The organism is Cytobacillus sp. FSL R5-0377 (assembly GCF_038004385.1).
Lineage (GTDB): Bacteria > Bacillota > Bacilli > Bacillales > Cytobacillaceae > Cytobacillus.
On sequence record NZ_JBBORA010000001.1, the window covers coordinates 4030509 to 4049643 of the forward strand.

Consider the following 19135-nt stretch of genomic DNA (forward strand, 5'->3'; position numbering starts at 1 on the left):
AGATGGCATAGGTTCCGACACAGAACACCGGATAGGACCTATTTGTGTCAAATGATGGCTCGGGTTCTGACACAGACCAACCGATTTGCTCCTTATGTGTCCGAAGCTGGCCCAGGTTTCGACAGACACCTACCGAAAGGCGCCCTTTAGGGTCAGAAGATGGCCCAGCCTACAATAAAAGCCAGCAATTTGAGCGGAAATCAACGAACAGCGTTGATAGGGAATTCCTTGCCATCGTTTCTTTTTATGACTAATGTTAAAATGGAATGTGGATTTGAAAGCAGGTGGAATAATGAATCGGGGAATTATACATAAAACAGAGGAATTTGTCCGGAATACTCTCGGTGATGATACAACCGGGCATGACTGGCATCATATTGAAAGGGTGCGCAGAAATGCCCTTTACATAGCGAAAAAGGAACAAAAAGGAGATTCTTTTTTAATCGAAATGGCAGCCTTGCTCCATGATATACCGGATGCCAAGCTGAACACCTCCGGAGAAGCAGGGGAAAGGAAGCTATCTGACTTTCTTGAGCAACTCGAGATCTCCGAGGAAGCATCCAGCAGCATTAAGGCAATTATTGATTCAGTATCTTTTAAGGGCGGCCATAACATAAGGGTCTTAAGTGCAGAAGCCCAGATAGTCCAGGATGCGGACAGATTGGATGCGATAGGTGCAGTGGGAATTGCAAGAGCATTTGCCTACGGAGGCAAAAAAGGGCAGCTGATTTATGATCCTTCCCTTGTTATCAGAAAGGAAATGTCTGAAGAGGAATACCGGAATGGAAGGTCATCCTCCATCAATCATTTTTACGAAAAGCTTTTAAAGCTGAGAGATCTGCTGAATACTGACGCTGCTATGGAAATGGCCGAAGAGCGGCATGAATTTATCGAACAGTTTCTGCATCAATTTTTTAAAGAATGGAATGGTCAAGCATGAAGATGATTTCTGTGGAAAATGTGACAAAAACCTACGGGGAGAAAGAACTTTTTAACAATATATCCTTTACAATCGCTGAAAAGGAAAGGGCGGGTCTGATCGGTGTAAACGGAACGGGAAAATCCTCCCTGCTGAAAGTAATCGCGGGGGTTGACCTGCCGGACTCCGGCGAAATAGTCAAACCGAAAGACTACACTATTTCCTATTCAGCACAGCAGCCTGAGCTGAATTATGATTTAACCGTTCTTGAGCAGGTTTTTGCAGGAGATGCGCCAATTCTTGTGCTGCAGCGGGAATATGAACAAGCACTGCTGGAGCTTAACCGGCACCCTGAAGATCCAGCCATCCAAGACCGTCTTTTTGAACTGCAAAAAAGAATGGATACACTTAACGCCTGGGAAGTAAATACCGACGCCAAAACGATTCTCACAAAACTGGGAATTAAGGACTTCAGCAGAAAAATCGGAGAGCTTTCGGGAGGACAGAAAAAGCGGGTTGCGCTGGCACAGACTTTGATCCAGTCACCAGACTTGCTGATTCTTGACGAGCCGACGAATCATCTTGATTTTGAATCAGTTAAATGGCTGGAAGAATATCTTGGCAGATATAGGGGCGCACTGCTTCTGGTGACACATGACCGTTATTTTCTGGATAAGGTGACAAATAAAATGTTTGAGCTTGAGGGCGGAAATCTCTATAGCTATAAAGGGAATTATGCTGCATTCCTTGAAGCAAAGGCGATTAGAGAGGAAAATGAAACAGCCACTATCGAAAAGCAGAAAAATCTCTTCAGAAGGGAACTTGAGTGGATCAGGAGAGGTGCAAAAGCCCGCACCACTAAACAAAAAGCAAGAATCCAGCGGTTTGAAACTCTTGACAGCCAGCTCTCTTCTGTTAAATCCTCAGAAAAATTGGATATGTCCTTAAGCGGCAGCCGTCTTGGTAAACAAGTATTTGAACTTGAAGCTGCTACAAAAAAGTATCGCTCACAAACTATTCTGGATCATTTTGATCTTCTCGTGAAACCGGGGGACAGAATAGGGATTATTGGAAGAAATGGAACAGGAAAATCCACTCTTCTTAACATACTGGCAGGCAGAATTCCGCTGGACTCAGGTGAGCGTATTATAGGGCAGACAGTAAAAATCTCTTACTATACCCAGGAAAGCGAAGATATGGATGAGAGTAATCGCATGATCGAATACCTCAAAGAAACAGCTGAAGTAGTTGAAACTTCAGATGGAAAAACTATTTCAGCGGCTCAAATGCTGGAGCGTTTCCTTTTTCCGCCGTATACTCATGGCACGCCTATCCGCAAGCTTTCCGGCGGGGAAAAACGGAGACTTTATTTACTCAAGATTTTAATGTCTGAGCCTAATGTTCTTCTTCTTGACGAGCCGACCAATAACCTTGATACTCAAACACTGACAGTTCTCGAGGATTACCTTGATGATTTTCCAGGCGTAGTCATTACTGTTTCCCATGACCGCTACTTCCTGGATAAAGTGGCTGAGCAGCTGCTTGTGTTAAAAGGAGAGGGCGAGATCGAATTCTACTACGGAAACTACAGTGAATTTCTAGAAAGCGAAAGTGCCAAACCGGTTCAGGAAATTGACTATGCCCCTAAAAAAACGAGGGAAGCAAAACCGAAGAAAAAGAGAATGAGCTACAAAGAGAAAAAGGAATGGGAAGAAATAGAGGGAAAAATTGAGGCTGCTGAAGCCCGTCTCGAAGAGATTGCCTCAGAGATGGCCAATATTGGCAGTGACTTTGAAAAAGGCCAGGCATTAGTAGACGAAGAAACGAAACTGAATGAAGAACTGGAGTATCTGATAGAGAGATGGAGCTATCTATCAGAAGCAGCTGAAAATGAATAGTGACATGCCCGGGGGGAATCTCCGGGTTAATTTTATATGCAGGCTATTTTCGTAAAGTTTGCTGCTTTTTTATAACTTAGTTTAATTTGCTGAGCTGATCTTCGCTATGGGAACTTAAGTGTGAGACGCCGCAGACGCAAAGCGTCGAGGATAAGCGCACGCATCCTGCAGCGGTGAATTGGCGAAAAGCAACAATCTTTGAAGTAAGAACCTATATTAAAACAGCTAAAATGCCTCGAAATTCTCCTTATGGTAAAATAAAACCAGTTACCAACGTGAATATATAAAAAAGGGTGATACATTTGAGAATAAAAGCAATCGAACCAACACCAAGTCCAAATACAATGAAGGTTATTCTTGATGAAGAGCTTCCGATGGGGAAAGCCAATAACTATAAAAAGGATAAAAAAGAAGGAGCTCCGAAGATTATTCTGGATATCCTGGGAATTGAAGGAGTCAAAGGGGTTTACCATGTTGCCGATTTCCTGGCTGTTGAAAGAAATGCGAAATACGACTGGAAAGAGCTTCTGCCTCAAGTAAGATCTGCTTTTGGCGAGGATGTGGAAGATAAAGGCACAGAAGACAATAGAATCGATGAACATTTTGGGGAAGTCCAAGTGTTAGTCCAAATGTATAAAGGAATTCCCATGCAGGTAAAATTGACTGACGGCACGGAAGAAAAGCGCTTCGGACTCCCTGAAAACTTTATCAAAGCTGTTTCAGAGGCGCAGGATCCTGCTGATAATGTTGTCATGGTCCGCAAGTGGAAGGAATTCGGAGTCCGCTATGGAGACTTCGATCAGGTTGGCCATGATATTGTAGAGGAATTAATGGCTGCCTATCCGGGGGAAAGACTCCAGACCCTTGTGAAAATGGCTAAAAATCCGGATAAAACTGAGGATAAGCATGTGCGTTCCCGTCTTAAACTCACAGTCGAAGATTTGAACTCCCCGGATTGGCGGGAGCGCTATCAAAAACTCGAGCAGATGGATGACCCTGACCTTGAGGACCTGCCTGTTCTGGAAAAAGCGCTTAAAGATGAGAAGGCGTCAATCAGAAGACTTGCAACGGTTTATCTTGGCATGATTGAGGATAAGAGTGTTCTTCCCCTCCTCTACAAAGCGTTGAAGGATAAAACGGTCACTGTAAGACGCACAGCAGGGGACTGTTTATCAGACCTGGGTTTTGCAGAAGCCATGGACGCCATGAAGGAAGCATTGCAGGATGACAGCAAGCTTGTACGCTGGCGTGCAGCGATGTTCCTTTACGAAGTGGGAGATGAAAGTGCGCTCCCTGCTCTAAAGGCGGCAGAAGACGACCCGGAATTCGAAGTCAGTCTGCAGATCAAGCTGGCTATTGAGAGAATTGAGCATGGAGAAGAAGCAAAGGGTTCAGTTTGGAAACAAATGACTGAATCACGGAATAAAGATGAGAAATAATTTATGTAAAAACCGCTCAGGAGATATTAGATCTGAGCGGTTTTTTGATTGGATTTAATGCCTATAATACTCACACGCATTACAGTTTTATTTATTTAAAGCGAAAAAATTTATTAAATTTGCAATAATTATTGAAATTATCCGAAAAAGGGTCTATATTGGAAAGAAAATATTTAGGGGGCAGAAGGTTAGTTAATTTTTTCCATAGAATAAGAGATTATGAATCTAGGGTAAAACGGGAGGTACATACTATGACTGGCTCACAGATGAGAAGTGATATGATCAAAAAAGGGACAGACCGGGCGCCGCATCGAAGCCTGCTTCGTGCTGCAGGTGTTAAGGAAGAAGATTTCGGAAAACCATTTATTGCTGTGTGCAATTCCTATATTGATATCGTTCCTGGGCATGTGCATTTGCAGGAATTCGGTAAAATTGTAAAAGAAGCAATCCGTGAAGCAGGCGGAGTTCCATTTGAATTTAATACCATTGGTGTGGATGATGGCATTGCAATGGGCCATATCGGCATGCGCTATTCTCTGCCAAGCCGTGAGATCATTGCAGACTCACTTGAAACAGTTGTTTCTGCCCATTGGTTTGATGGAATGGTCTGTATCCCGAACTGCGATAAAATCACACCTGGAATGATGATGGGAGCATTGAGGGTCAATATTCCAACCCTTTTTGTCAGCGGAGGTCCAATGAAAGCAGGCGTTGATTCAAGCGGTAAGCCATTATCCTTAAGTTCGGTGTTTGAGGGGGTAGGTGCCTTTGAATCGGGCCAAATAAATGAACAAAAGCTCTTGGAAATTGAGCAGGTAGCATGTCCGACCTGCGGTTCCTGTTCCGGGATGTTCACTGCAAATTCCATGAACTGCCTGGCAGAAGGGCTGGGACTTGCACTTCCTGGCAATGGCACGATTCTGGCCGTATCAGAAGAAAGAAAGGAATTCGTTAAACGTTCAGCCAAGCAGCTGATGGAATTAATTGAAAAAGACATCAAACCGCGTGATATTGTAACCATTGACGCCATTGACAATGCATTTGCCCTGGATATGGCAATGGGCGGGTCAACTAATACAGTTCTTCACACATTGGCGCTTGCTCACGAAGCAGAAATTGACTATCCGATTGAACGTATCAATGAGATCGCCAATCGGGTACCGCATTTAGCCAAAATCGCTCCAGCGTCAGATTATCATATTGAAGATGTTCATAATGCTGGCGGAGTCAGTGCAATCATCAATGAATTGCTTAAAAAGCCGGACGCGCTGAATGGAGAGTGTCTGACAGTTACCGGAAAGCCGCTAAGAGAAAATGTAGCTGGCAGTGAGATTCTGGATAAAAAGGTAATCCGAACTTTGGAGAATCCGCATTCTGAGCGCGGCGGCCTTGCAGTTTTGTTTGGAAATCTTGCTCCTGAAGGGTCAATTATAAAAGTGGGGGCAGTAGATGAGTCAGTAGGCGGATACCATAGAGGACCAGCTATCTGCTTTGATTCGCAGGAAGATGCACTGTCCGGAATCATTACTGGGAAAGTGAAGGAAGGGCATGTTGTTGTTATTCGTTATGAGGGTCCTAAAGGAGGCCCTGGAATGCCGGAGATGCTTGCACCGACTTCACAGATTGTCGGCCGTGGCCTGGGTGCAAAAGTTGGGCTTATTACAGATGGACGTTTCTCGGGTGCTTCCCGCGGCATAAGCATTGGGCACATCTCACCGGAGGCTGCTGAAGGCGGACCCATTGCATTTGTGGAAAATGGAGACATCATTGAATTGGATTTAAATAATCGTACCATCAATCTGGAAATTTCAGATGAAGAATTCGAAAAGCGCAAAGCTAATTGGAAAGGCTTCGAGCCAAAGGTCAAAAAAGGGTATCTTGCCCGTTATTCAAAGCTAGTCACAAATGCCAGCACAGGCGGCGTTATGAAAATTTAATTATATTAAGAAAGCCGGTCCTTTTTGGGCCGGCTTTCTTGTTGAAAATGTTGTATTAGCAGTATCAAATAATATCCGGCATAGAAAAATTGCATAAAGATCGTGTGATATAGTATGCTTACTTTACAAAGTGCATGTTAAGGAGGAGTCTATTATTATGTCAATGGCATATGAAGAATATATGAAACAAATGGTTAAACCGATGCGTGAGGAGCTTGTCCAGGCAGGCTTTAAAGAGCTAACGGAATCAGAAGATGTAGAGCAATTCATGGAAAATCTTGAAGGAACAGCTCTTGTTGTCGTGAATTCCGTTTGCGGCTGTGCAGCTGGTCTTGCCCGCCCCGCAGCAACACAGGCAGTTTTAAGAAGTGAAAAGAAGCCTGAGCATCTAGTGACGGTTTTTGCAGGACAGGACAAAGAAGCAACAGCCAAAATGCGCGAGTACTTTGAAGGATATGAGCCATCATCGCCTTCTATGGCTCTTTTAAAAGGGAAGGAAGTTGTACACTTCATCCACCGTTATGATATTGAAGATCATTCCATGGAAGCAATCATGGAGAATCTTCTTGCGGCTTTTGAGGCGAACTGCTGAGAATAAAACAAAGGGGGTGTCTTATGGCACCCTTTTTTTATAGAGAGTTTAGGAAAATCAGGTGAACATATATGATAATTACTACTTCCGGACGCACCAATGAAGCTATGAAGGAAAAAGCAAGAAACATTGCAGAACTCTTGGGATCTGAATACATCGACAGGAATAAAAGGTCAGTAAAAGACATTCAGAAACAGGTGCCTGAAGATTGCATGGTAGTTGGAAAAGAGCGCCTGGAACTTTATCCGATCGGCGAAACCCAGCCTTTCTTCTTTCATCCCAGTTCAGCAATGTTCAGAGTTAAGCGCCTCCTAAAAGGAGGGAGTGATCCTTTCCTTGAAGCTGCCTGCATTAAAGAAGGCAGCAGTATTCTTGATTGTACCCTGGGGCTCGCCTCTGACAGCATTACAGCCAGTTATGCTGCGGGGAGTAAAGGTAAAGTTACAGGACTTGAAGGAAATAAACACCTTTCTTTCCTTGTGGAGAACGGGCTCAGGCAGTGGAACTCCGGACTTGAGATTATGAATCAGGCTATGGGAAGAATAAATGTTGAAGCAACAATGGCCCTGCCTTATTTAAAAAAACTGCCGCCGGAGAGTTATGATGTTGTCTATTTTGATCCAATGTTTGAAGAAGAAATTCTTGAGTCAGAGGGAATTAAAGCTTTAAGGAACTTTGCAGTTTACGAGGATCTGACAGAGGAAGTTATTTTTCATGCAAAAAGAGCAGCGAGGCAAAGGGTGGTCCTGAAAGATCACTTTAGAAGTTCGAGGTTTGCTCAATATGGCTTCAAAGTAATTGAAAGAAAGTCATCGAAATTTCATTTTGGCATAATTGAAAAATAAGAAAAGGTGCCAGTTAATACCAGGCACCTTCTTATTTAATCTGCAATAGCCAGATAAACAAAATAAGCCATCAGCAAAAGACTGGCAATGACAAAAAATACCGACCAATCCATGATAAATTCCCCCTTATTCATTCTTCCGGACTTGAAGAACATGGTTTGTTTTATTATTCCCCGCTTTGCTGCAAATTAATCCGCAATTAATGTATTACTACATTTCTATTGTTCTTCTTGCCAAATCATGAAATCAATTTAAATTTAGTTCAAAAAGAAGTATAATAGAAAAATAGAGTCGAGATACATAGCGAGGAAGGATACAATGGAATTTCCTATTTCAAAAAGAATGGCTTCTTTCACAGAGAGCGTGTTTACCGAATTGGCCCAGCTTAAAAATTCGAAACTTTCAGACGGTCTTTCGGTAATTGATTTGAGTATTGGCAGTCCTGATTTGCCCCCTCCTGCTTTTGTTATGGAGGAATTGTCAAGAGGAACCCGTGAACCACAGCTATACGGGTACTCTTTAGCAGGTACAAATGAATTTAATACCGCAGTCAGCGGCTATTATAAACGAAATTTTGAAGTGGATCTCGATCCTGTTTCAGAGGTGCAGCTTTTAATGGGATCTCAGGATGGGCTGGTTCATTTGCCGATGGTTCTATGTGATCCGGGTGATTATATCCTTGTTCCTGATCCCGGATACACTGCATATTCAGCAGGTGCAGCAATGGCAGGTGCGCAAATGTACGGAATGCCTTTAAAAAAGGAGAACAGCTTCCTCCCGGATTTTAATGAGATCCCTGAAGAAATCCTTGCAAACACGAAATTAATGATTTTGAATTTCCCTGGCAACCCTGTTCCGGCAATGGCGACAGAGGAACTTTTTCTTCAAGCGGTCCGGCTTGCAAAGAAATACCGTTTTGCTGTATTGCATGATTTTGCATATTCAGAACTTTATTATGAAAAGAAGCCTTTAAGTTTTTTGGCTGTTGAAGGTGCTGCTGATGTAGGGATTGAAATGAATTCACTTTCAAAAAGCTTTAATATGGCTGGCTGCAGGGTGGCATATGCCGCAGGTAATCAGCAGCTTATTGCGCTGCTGGCCAACTTCAAATCCAATTTGGATTATGGGGTATTTCTGCCGGTACAGGCAGCTGCGGTGAAAGCATTGAATGATCAGTCCGGTTTTTTGCAGGAATTGAGAGAGACATATAGAAAAAGAAGAGATGTATTAATAAAAGATCTTGAAACTATCGGCTGGGATATCAGCAGACCTGAGGGGTCAATGTTCTTGTGGGCCGAGGTCCCTTCCGGGTACAGCTGCTCCAAGGATTTTGCTATTGACTTAATGAACCGGGCCGGTGTAGTCGTAACTCCTGGAAGTGCATTTGGACCAGGGGGTGAGGGATACGTTCGAATTGCTCTTGTACAGCCCGAAGACGTTTTAAGGCAAGCTGCCCTTAATATTGAAGGCAGCGGCATATTTAAAAAAATCCTTGCTTAGGAGAAAGGAAGGTGAAAAAGATGCCGAATTGGCTGAGAAAATCCTTTGTTGTACTTGTTACCATTTTAACGTTTGGCCTCGTCACTCCTTCTCAGGCATTTCTTTATGAAAATACGAATCAGTTAAAAGCCTCCAGAGCTTCAGATGTGGAAAACTCAGAAAAGGGCACAGAACTTGCTGAAGAGGAAGATAGCAGTTTTGATAAAAATGACTTTATCAGGCAAATGCTTGCCGAAGCTGAGACACAATCGTATGAGAAATTTGGAGCAAAGATAGGCCCTGTTATTGAAGATGAGTTTAACCAGGTCATCCTTCCTGAAATTGAGAAAGCCATCCAGGAGGTGGCAGTGCAATTCCCGGAAGAGAGCCTTGCAGAACTAAAGGTTACTGAGACTCCGGGAGGCGGGTTATCGGAAAAAATCTTCCACATAACTAACAGCAGGACAAACGAAGATGTCATTCGCTTCCATGTGAGAAGGGACCATCCTCCTCAGCAGGGATACTGGTTTAATTTTCATTATCACACACACCATGACAGTTTTCAGGCTCATCATGAGTTAGGGTCGATTTATTGGAATAAAAACACCCCGCCAAAATGGATGAGTTAAAAGATTGAAATAAACTTGCGAATATGAAAAAATATTTTTGTGGTTTACGAATCTTTTTATGATTTATACCGTAAATACATGTATTCTACATAATGGAGGTTAGTTGAAATGGCAGTAAGCTTATCAAAAGGACAAAAAGTTGACTTAACAAAAACAAATCCTGGAATGAGTAAGGTAGTGGTGGGGCTTGGATGGGATACAAACAAATATGATGGCGGAAATGACTTTGATTTGGATTCTTCCGTATTCTTGCTTGGAGATACTGGAAAAGTAACTTCTGAAAGCGACTTTGTTTTCTACAACAATACAACAGGTGCCAATGGGGCTGTTGTACATACTGGAGATAACCGTACAGGTGAAGGGGATGGCGATGATGAGCAGGTGAAAATTGATCTGTCGAGTGTGCCTGCTAATATTCAGCGCATTACATTTACAATCACCATCCATGACGGGGAAGCCCGCAACCAGAACTTTGGACAGGTTTCAAATGCTTATGCAAGAATTCTGAATGAAGACACTGGCGAAGAATTGATCCGTTATGACCTTGGGGAGGACTTCTCCATTGAAACTGCACTTGTAGTTGGAGAATTATACAGACATAACGGAGAATGGAAATTCAGTGCAATTGGAAGCGGATATCAGGGCGGATTGGCTGCACTGGCAAAAGATTTTGGTTTACAGGTTGGATAAATAAGAGGTATATTTGCATAATAAGGCTCGGCAATGCCGGGTCTTTTATATGAAAAAGCATTCATCATCAGCGGGGGGAATTATATAGTATGGAAATAATAGAATCTATTTTACATACATATTCTCAGTTTTTTAACTGGGAAATGTGGGTGGAAGCTTTATCAAAGCCAGAAAGCTGGGCACTGATAGGTACACTTGTCATTCTGGAAGGCTTATTATCTGCTGATAATGCGCTTGTTCTAGCTGTAATGGTAAAACATCTGCCTCTAAAACAGCGTAAGAAAGCTCTATTTTACGGTCTTTTAGGTGCTTATTTCTTCAGATTTATTGCAATCGGCATCGGTGTATTTTTAATTGAATTCTGGTACATCAAGGTCTTAGGTGCTGCCTATCTGGCTTGGCTTGCTATCAAGTATTTTATAGACAAGCGGAATGCCGAGCAAGCCGGTGATGAAGAGGCAATAGAAGGGATTAACCAGCGGGGGTTATTAATCCGCCTTTTCGGTACTTTCTGGGGAACTGTCATTGCAGTTGAATTGATGGATATTGCATTTTCAATCGACAGTATTTTGGCTGCACTCGGAGTCAGCCAGGAAATCTGGGTGCTGTTAATAGGCGGTATGCTTGGTATTATCATGATGCGTGGTGTTGCAGGAGTATTTTTGAAGCTGATTGACAGGGTTCCGGAACTGGAAACAAGCTCATATATTCTGATCCTCCTTATTGCAGCTAAAATGCTTGCGAGTGCTGCTGGTATTCACATTGACCATATTTACTTCTTTATCGTATTGGTTATCGTGTTTGCTATTACTTTCATTGTCCATGCGAGGAACGCAAAGAAAGAAGCTGCCGATCAGGGATCAAACTAAATAGGTAATTGCATAGATTTAGAAGGGAACAGACACTTGTCCGCTCCCTTTTATTTTTATCTTTTTTTGGGTGAAAAAGGAAGAAAGTAGTAATTTAATGAAGGAATGGAGCTGCGAAAATGAGACTATTTTCCGATCTTCCGGATGAAAAAATAAATAAAATGTTCTATAAAAAGCCTGGCTTTTTTAACAAGAGATCCGACAGGGAGCTTTTAGCATATGCACTTGGAGCAACATTATATATGCCGGCAACAAGGCCAAATATACACCAGGATCTGCTGTCTAAAAAGCATTCAGGACTTTCATCGATGGTCATATGCCTTGAAGATGCAATTGGTGATGATGAAGTGGAAATGGCAGAAGATCTGCTTTGTCGGGAATTGGAAAATTTGAGCTTTGACCTTGCGAAGGGCCTTTGTGAAGAGGAAGATCTCCCTCTGATCTTCGTGCGAATCAGAAGCTATGATCAGCTTATGAGACTTAGGAGCAGAATTCCAAATGGGATGCATCTTCTGACTGGTTTTGTCCTGCCTAAGTTTTCACCTGCTGAAGGAAGCAAAATTTTAGCGGCAATTAAAGACCTCAATTCTCTTGGTTATTGTTTATATGCCATGCCGATTCTTGAGACAGTAGAAATTATTCATAAAGAAACAAGGCTTGAAGAGTTAATCCACATAAAAAAAGTACTGGATCAAAATTTTGAGCTGATTTTAAATGTGAGAATTGGGGCAACGGATTTTAGCGGACTCTACGGGATACGAAGAAATTCTGATACGACCGTTTACGATATTGCTGTGATTAGAGATTGTATATCAGATATTATTAATATTTTCCTTCGTGCTGACAGGCCTTATGTCATCTCAGGTCCGGTCTGGGAATATTTTTCTTCAAAAGAGCGCCTTCTTAAGCCACAGATCAGACAAACGCCATTCAGGGAGCGTCTGGGACAGGATGGCCTGAGAATGAGAACGGAATTAATCGACCGGCATATGGATGGTTTCATTAGAGAAATCGCCATGGATATTTCAAATGGTTTAACTGGGAAAACCATCATCCATCCAACCCATATCAGGCCTGTACAGGCATTGAATACTGTTACGCTTGAAGAGTATCTGGATGCACAGAGCATCGCGGGTCAGGCCGGAGGGAAAAAAGGGGTTATGAAAAGCGATTACCAGAACAAAATGAATGAAATTAAACCCCATTTATATTGGGCTAAAAAAATATTATTAAAATCAGAAGTATACGGGGTGCTGCAGGATGAGATCACATACATTGACCTACTCAAAAACGAAACATTCCATTCAGATACTCAACTCATTAACTGTTGATATTTATATAACCGAGAATCCTTATAATCTGCTCCCTGAGGATTTATTTGTCATGGCTGCAAGAATAAATAAGAAAAGATCTTTCTTATTTGTCAGCAAGGTACTCGGGAAACACATACCTATTGACCCGAAGATAGGACTTCTGACAGGAGAACTGCTTGCCAGCCGTTATATGGAGAAGGTTAAGAAGGTGGAGACCGGAACGGCCGCAGATCTTTTATCCGCATATAAAACCGGCTCAGGCATAATGAGCAGCAGTCCTTTTATTACAGAAGATGATAACCCGGTAATTATCGGATTCGCAGAAACTGCGACTGCTTTGGGACATGCTTTCTTTCAATCTTTTAAACGTGCAGATTATTTTCATACTACAAGAGAACAGCTGGCAAATCAGAATTCAGTCATAACATTTGAAGAAGAACATTCTCATGCTACATCACACAGATGCTATGCTGATGCAGATCTTTTGAATAATAAGAGAGAGATCATTCTTGTTGATGATGAAATGACTACAGGAAAAACAGCCATTAATATCATCCGCTCCATTCATGAACGCTTTCCCAGAAGAGTATATACTGTCGTCTCCATTCTCGACTGGCGTTCCGAAAGAAATCAGCTGCAGTTTGATGATTTGGAAAAAGAACTGGACATTATTATTAACAATGTGTCTCTTCTAAAAGGGGAGATCGATGTTAAGGGGTCTCCAGAAGTGCATATAGGCCAGTCAGAGGACGAACCGAGAGGACATACTGGACAGATTTCCAATATTCATATAAACAAAGAATTCCCCGAACTATTAAGCAGGGTCAATGAACCATCGGTTACTTTAAATGGTGAAATCAGAAATGCTCCTTATTTAAAAGATTCTGGCCGTTTCGGACTGGATGCAAAAAGCCAGGCTGAACTGGAAGTGTCATTAGCCGAGATCGGCCAATCCCTATCCCAAAGACGGGATGGAAGGAAAACGCTATGTCTTGGAACCGGGGAATTCATGTATATCCCGATGAAGCTAGCCTCATTAATGGGTGAAGGAATAAAATTTCACTCAACAACACGCAGTCCTATTTTTGTAAGAAATGATGAAGACTATGGAGCGCAATACGGGATATCCTTTCAAAATCCTGAAGACCTTGAAATGGCACAATTTGTTTATAACATTCCAGAGGATTATTATGAAGAAGCATTCCTGTTTTTTGAAAGAGAACCGGAGAAAGATTCGCTAATGCCTTTTATTAATCAATTAAGTAAATATATACAAAACATTAAAGTTGTCTGCTTTAACGGGGGTGGAAGAAATGAATAGAATTGCTGATAAATTTGGTTCATATAGTAAAGATGATGTTGTATTTTTACTGAAGGATTTAAGCGGATATTCACTTGAAGGCTCGGTTGAGCAAAGAGAAAAAAACATTCAGTCTGGCCAGCATTACAGTGAAACACTTCCTATTGAGTACCAGCCGCCTGAACAATATCTTACCCTGTTTTGGCAAACACTTGATGGTTACAAACGGAAAACCGCTTTGTCTGCAGGAGCGGTCTCTGAGCAGATTTGGAAGCAAAAAGGCAGGAATACTGTGCTGGTTTCCCTCGCAAGGGCAGGGACACCTGTAGGAATCCTGATTAAGAGGTATCTTTTTGAAGTATATGGTGTAAATTTGCCGCACTACAGCATTTCTATTATCAGGGATCGGGGGATTGACGAAAATGCGATAAAACATATTTTAAAGTCACATCCCGGCTGCGAAATTCAGTTTGTGGATGGATGGACAGGAAAAGGGGCTATTTCCATTGAATTAACAAAGGCTTGCAGAAAATTCCATGAAGCTTATGGTGTTCCCCTCGATGATACGCTGGCCGTTCTCGCTGATCCTGGTTATTGCACCACTTTATATGGAACGAGGGAAGATTTTCTAATTCCAAGTGCCTGCCTCAATTCAACTGTTTCAGGATTGGTCAGCAGAACAGTATTAAATAAATCCCTAATTGGACCGGAAGATTTCCATGGAGCCAAATATTACAGTGAGCTGGAGGAAGCAGATGTTTCAAACCTATATCTCTCAGCTATAGCAGAAGAGTTCCCGGCAATTAAGCAGGAAGCTTTCGATCTTGCGAAAAGGATCATGGAAAACCCAGGGGAAGCAAGTTTTAAAGGGATGGAAGAGATTCAGAGAATAAAGGAAGAATTTAATATTGAAAATATTAACTTTGTAAAACCGGGAGTTGGTGAAACTACCAGAGTTCTTCTGAGAAGGCTTCCGTGGAAAATTCTGATGAGAGATCCGGAAAGTCCATATGTTGGCCATATTGTCATGCTGGCCAGGGAGAGGAATGTCGAGATTATTCACTATCCGGATATGAGTTATACCTGCTGCGGATTAATTAAAAAGGCAGGAGAAAACTCATGAGGATGTTTGCATCAGATTTAGACAGGACACTCATTTACTCAAATAAAGCACTTGCTGATTTTAGGGAGTCAGGAGAAGGTCTAATAAGTGCAGAGCGTAAAGATGGCAGGGAAATTGCCTTTATGACAGACGAAGCTCGGCAATTACTGAAAGCGGTATCTGCTCAAATGCTCTTTGTGCCTGTTACAACGAGAACGTATGAACAATATAAGCGTATTTTTATTTTTCAGGATGACGTTAACATTCCGTACACTGTTACATCCAATGGCGCAAATATCCATTATCATGGAAAAGCTCTCAAAGAATGGTCGGATAGAGTTCGAAAGCGGCTGAAGGCAGAGTGTGCTTTGCTTGAGGAAATGATGGACAAATCAAAAAGCCTGGAACTGAATGGGAAAATAAAAATGGCGGAAAATCTTTTCTTTTATTATATTCTTGAAGAGAAACTGACAGATGCGGCCAAAAAAACAATTGCTGATCTGGCGGAATCCTTTGGATGGAGAATATCTCATCAGGGCAGAAAGCTGTATTTTATGCCAAATCCCATCTGTAAGGGAGAGGCTGTGAAGTTTATACAGGAACGGGAAGGTGTAAGTATGGTATATGGAGCAGGAGACTCCATGCTTGACCATGACTTTTTAAAGTATTGCGACTATGCATACGTCCCAGCCCATGGTGAACTGGCTGCTGAGAAGCCCATCTCATCTCCTTACTTGATTTCTGCAAATATAGGGACCGCGGCAGGGGAAGAAATTTTAAATAATATTTTAAAAAGTATCAAAGAAAGAGTTTAGTCCGGCTGGTCCCTCAGCCATTTTTTTAAAACGATAAATAAACAGACGCAAAAGGTATAGCTCCCTGAAAAGATTAAACTGCTGATGGAAATAGACTGGTTATGGGCAAAAGAGAAGACGGCAAGAATTATTGACAAGAAAAAGATGTCTATAAAAACAAAGGAACTTGAACATAAAGTATCCCTGATTATATCGAGATCATGCTCAATCCCACGATATCTTACTCTTCGAAAAAGCAGCCTCATACTGTTTCACCTTCCTCTTACAGAGTACTCCACTTTATGCGGGGACAGGGATAAAGGTGAAAAAGTCCTTTAGAGGCGGATCAGTTATGAAAAAAATAATGCTGAAATGAAACTTTCTTCCTGTTAATTCGTAAAGAAAGTAAACCATTTTAGAAATAGGTTCTAATCCTATGATATGATAGTAATAAGTTTACATAATAGCCCCGTGCCATTATCCGGGATCTGAAGCGCAATTTTTGAATGAAATGATAAGAATGCATCTTTCGCTCATAGAGGGAAGGGATAATAATTGAACTTGTCGTACAGTCAAATTAAAACTCACATTTTAGAGGTTACATATGAGAACTGGAGCTCTCAGTTAAAAAAGCTTAATTATGAACGTGAAAGTTACAGAGAGGAACAGCAAACGCTGCATGTTGGCCAAATTGTTGCCAGGTTTCTTGGAGTTCCTCCCGATGAAGATGAATATTATAATCGTCTTTTTGATCTAATTCACACTGAGAATTCCGGGCTTCTCCTCCTCAGTGAAGAACATCTGGATAAAACCATTAATAACCAGCAGTTCCAGGCGATACAAAAAGTCCTGAATATTAACCGGGAACAGAATTTATCCATAAACCGATTTGCTGCTTTTCTGGATGGCGAACAGCTGCTGCTTAAATCTTCCTCTCCTTCTATGCACAGGAAAATAAGGGAAGCGATGATCAGTATGCTGAACCTTTTTTCTGAAAAGGAAGCAGGCGGTTTAAAAAACCAGGATATAAGAAGAGTGCTTGTAGATGTGATTAAGTGGTCTGCTAATCATTTAGACACAGAACTTAAAGATATTGACCCGAAATTGGGTATGCCGAAAGTTCTGTGGTACGGTAATGCGAAAAAGAGCCATTATTATTTTTTGAATTACTTATATCAAATGGGATGCGATATTCTTTATTTTTCCCCTTCAGGTGAAGACCTTTTTGCAGAGATGGGCCCGGAAGTTCAGGATTCTTTTGTACATCATTATCCTGAAAAGAAAAAGCCGGAACCCTTCCCGCAGGAAAAAAGGAGAAGGAGTGCTACAGTTGCCTATAGAGCATCCAGGGAAATAGAGACCATTCTTAACCATGAGGGTTCAGGCCTTTATAAACCATGGCAGCTCAGGGAGTATATTCCTTCCTCTGTGACCTTAAAAACCACTTATGATGAACTTTTTATTTTAATAAAAGAGAAAGCCATGATCCGCCCAAACTTCGAGGTGAAAGATGGCAGGGTCATGATACCATCCATTTTTTCAAAGATTCAGGGAGTAAGCAGGAACCGCAAGGAATACTGGGATCGCATTCAAACGATCAGCCAATATGAAGAAAGTCTGCTGATAAGAAGATTTCCCTTTACAAACAGTGTCAATAATGATTTTCGGTTCCATTACCGCAATGCACTGGGTAGAGAAGGGAAGCTTGACCCTGAAAAAATCATTTCAGGGCATTATTGGAGGTATCAGCAGCTTCCTGGCGGCCTTCAAAATGGGATTGCAAAGGCCATTAGGAATATGTGTGCACGTCCGCGCTTAAAGCCGCTGCCGGGAGAATCGGAAGAAGAATTGAAAATTTATCTCTTCAGCCAAAGCCTGCAAATCCCTCCAAGTATCCTGAAATTGATGCAGCAATTCGATTATTCTCAGGAAGTCCCTAAGATCATTCTGTACAACAACGAGCTGAACGGGACGATGGTAAGAACAGATGCTGCACTCCTATTGCTGCTTAATCAGTTTGGCATAGACATTGTATTGTATAACCCGCCGGGCCATAATGACATTGAAAACTTTATTGAGGAAGATTTATATGATGTTCATTGGCTCGAAGATGTTGTTTTTGAACAGGAATTTAAGGAACCATCCTTTCTAAAAAAGGTTCTATTTCAAGGATTATTAAAAAATTTAAAGGGTGATTGAAAATGAATCCGACCAAATCAACAGATATAAATTTAACTGCCCAGCTGCAGGATGATAAATTATCTGAAAATAAGGTATCAGAAATTAAGCTTGCTTTAAGGCAGGAGCCTGAGGTGCAAAACCTGGCCAGGTCCATTGATGAGAAGGACCAAATTCAAATACTTGAATTCGGCAAAGAGCCTGCTGTACAGATTTCCCGTTTCTCTGACCAGATATTGAATAACATGAGAACTACGAAGGTTGAAGATTCAGGTGAACTTTTAAAGCAGCTCGGCAGAATTATGGACAAATTTGACAAGAAGGATTTTGAGCAGGGGCCAAAAGGCATTTTTGGCAAGCTTTTCAAGCGCGGAGAAAAAATGATTGAAAAGCTTTTCGGAAAATATCAGACAATGGGTTCGGAAATTGATAAAGTGTATGTTGAAATCTCCAAATACCAAAGTGAAATGGTCGATTCCACAACCATGCTTGAACAAATGTATGAGCAAAACTACCAGTACTATCTGACACTCGAAAAATATGCTGTTGCAGGACAAATGAAAGCCGATGATTTAAAAGCCAATCAGCTTCCCCAGCTGGAAGCGCGGGCAGCTCAGGGGGATCAAATGGCTTCAATGCAGCTTGATACATTAAGAAATGCCATCGATTTACTGGAGCAAAGAGTGTATGATCTTGAAATGGCTAAAATGGTTGCTCTTCAGACAGCACCGCAAATCCGGCTGCTTCAGAGAGGTAATACTAAGCTGATCGGCAAAATCAATTCTGCATTTGTAACCACCATCCCAATCTTTAAAAACGGTCTGATTCAGGCAGTTGCAGCCAAAAGGCAAAAGCTTGTTGCTGATTCTATGAGCGAGCTGGACAGACGGACAAATGAAATGCTGGTGCGCAATGCACAGAATATTTCAAACCAAAGTGCCGACATTGCAAGATTGGCAGGCGGTCCAAGCATTAAGATTGAAACGATTGAGGAATCCTGGAATATCATCATGAAAGGTATGCAGGAGACAAAATCAATAGAAGAAGAAAACAAGCGTCTGCGTGAAGAAGGAACCAGGAGACTGGAACATCTGCAGGACAATTTTAAAAAAATGAAGCAGCAGGGTTAGGCAGCTGATCATTTTTAAATA

General features: G+C 41.8%; 16 protein-coding genes. All 16 read left to right on the forward strand.

Going from position 1 to position 19135, the window contains the following annotated elements; genetic code table 11:
* The first annotated feature begins 292 nt into the window (after positions 1-292).
* Positions 293-940: an HD domain-containing protein gene (locus tag NSQ49_RS20550; RefSeq protein ID WP_251283604.1), complete on the forward strand. Its 648-nt coding sequence runs from the start codon at positions 293-295 to the stop codon at positions 938-940.
* The gene (locus tag NSQ49_RS20555; RefSeq protein WP_251283603.1) at positions 937-2817 is read left to right on the forward strand and encodes an ABC-F family ATP-binding cassette domain-containing protein; all 1881 of its coding nucleotides are present in this window, start codon (positions 937-939) and stop codon (positions 2815-2817) included. Before NSQ49_RS20550 ends, NSQ49_RS20555 begins: the two co-directional genes overlap by 4 nt.
* Positions 2818-3119: 302 nt before the next feature.
* Positions 3120-4256: a conserved virulence factor C family protein gene (locus tag NSQ49_RS20560; protein ID WP_251283602.1), complete on the forward strand. Its 1137-nt coding sequence runs from the start codon at positions 3120-3122 to the stop codon at positions 4254-4256.
* A gap of 266 nt (positions 4257-4522) precedes the next feature.
* Entirely contained in the window at positions 4523-6193 is a 1671-nt protein-coding gene (ilvD, locus tag NSQ49_RS20565; protein WP_159864429.1) for a dihydroxy-acid dehydratase, read from the forward strand.
* A gap of 157 nt (positions 6194-6350) precedes the next feature.
* The gene (locus tag NSQ49_RS20570; protein ID WP_159864076.1) at positions 6351-6785 is read left to right on the forward strand and encodes a BrxA/BrxB family bacilliredoxin; all 435 of its coding nucleotides are present in this window, start codon (positions 6351-6353) and stop codon (positions 6783-6785) included.
* Between the two features lie 71 nt (positions 6786-6856).
* Positions 6857-7630, forward strand: coding sequence for a class I SAM-dependent methyltransferase (locus tag NSQ49_RS20575; RefSeq protein ID WP_159864074.1), 774 nt, complete (start codon positions 6857-6859; stop codon positions 7628-7630).
* Between the two features lie 318 nt (positions 7631-7948).
* Positions 7949-9130 carry an LL-diaminopimelate aminotransferase gene (locus NSQ49_RS20580; protein ID WP_251283601.1) on the forward strand — a complete coding sequence of 394 codons (1182 nt, stop codon included), beginning with the start codon at positions 7949-7951 and terminating at the stop codon, positions 9128-9130.
* Positions 9131-9150: 20 nt separating this feature from the next.
* Positions 9151-9738: a YpjP family protein gene (locus NSQ49_RS20585; protein WP_159864426.1), complete on the forward strand. Its 588-nt coding sequence runs from the start codon at positions 9151-9153 to the stop codon at positions 9736-9738.
* A 108-nt stretch (positions 9739-9846) separates the two neighbouring features.
* Positions 9847-10428 carry a TerD family protein gene (locus tag NSQ49_RS20590; RefSeq protein ID WP_251283600.1) on the forward strand — a complete coding sequence of 194 codons (582 nt, stop codon included), beginning with the start codon at positions 9847-9849 and terminating at the stop codon, positions 10426-10428.
* An 89-nt stretch (positions 10429-10517) separates the two neighbouring features.
* Positions 10518-11297, forward strand: coding sequence for a TerC family protein (locus NSQ49_RS20595; RefSeq protein WP_159864067.1), 780 nt, complete (start codon positions 10518-10520; stop codon positions 11295-11297).
* A gap of 119 nt (positions 11298-11416) precedes the next feature.
* Positions 11417-12628: an HpcH/HpaI aldolase/citrate lyase family protein gene (locus NSQ49_RS20600; RefSeq protein ID WP_251283599.1), complete on the forward strand. Its 1212-nt coding sequence runs from the start codon at positions 11417-11419 to the stop codon at positions 12626-12628.
* Complete coding sequence (locus NSQ49_RS20605) at positions 12558-13931, forward strand: phosphoribosyltransferase family protein (protein ID WP_251283598.1); 1374 nt, start codon at positions 12558-12560, stop codon at positions 13929-13931. Before NSQ49_RS20600 ends, NSQ49_RS20605 begins: the two co-directional genes overlap by 71 nt.
* Complete coding sequence (locus NSQ49_RS20610) at positions 13924-15033, forward strand: cysteine protease StiP family protein (RefSeq protein ID WP_159864063.1); 1110 nt, start codon at positions 13924-13926, stop codon at positions 15031-15033. The genes NSQ49_RS20605 and NSQ49_RS20610 overlap by 8 nt, the downstream gene beginning before the upstream one ends.
* A complete protein-coding gene (locus NSQ49_RS20615) occupies positions 15030-15827 on the forward strand; it encodes an HAD family hydrolase (RefSeq protein ID WP_159864061.1) in 798 nt (265 codons plus the stop codon). The genes NSQ49_RS20610 and NSQ49_RS20615 overlap by 4 nt, the downstream gene beginning before the upstream one ends.
* Positions 15828-16361: 534 nt before the next feature.
* Complete coding sequence (locus tag NSQ49_RS20620) at positions 16362-18005, forward strand: YceG family protein (protein ID WP_251283597.1); 1644 nt, start codon at positions 16362-16364, stop codon at positions 18003-18005.
* 2 nt (positions 18006-18007) lie between these two features.
* Positions 18008-19114 (forward strand): toxic anion resistance protein, encoded by a 1107-nt coding sequence (locus NSQ49_RS20625; protein WP_159864059.1) that lies wholly within the window; start codon positions 18008-18010, stop codon positions 19112-19114.
* The last annotated feature ends 21 nt before the right edge of the window (positions 19115-19135 follow it).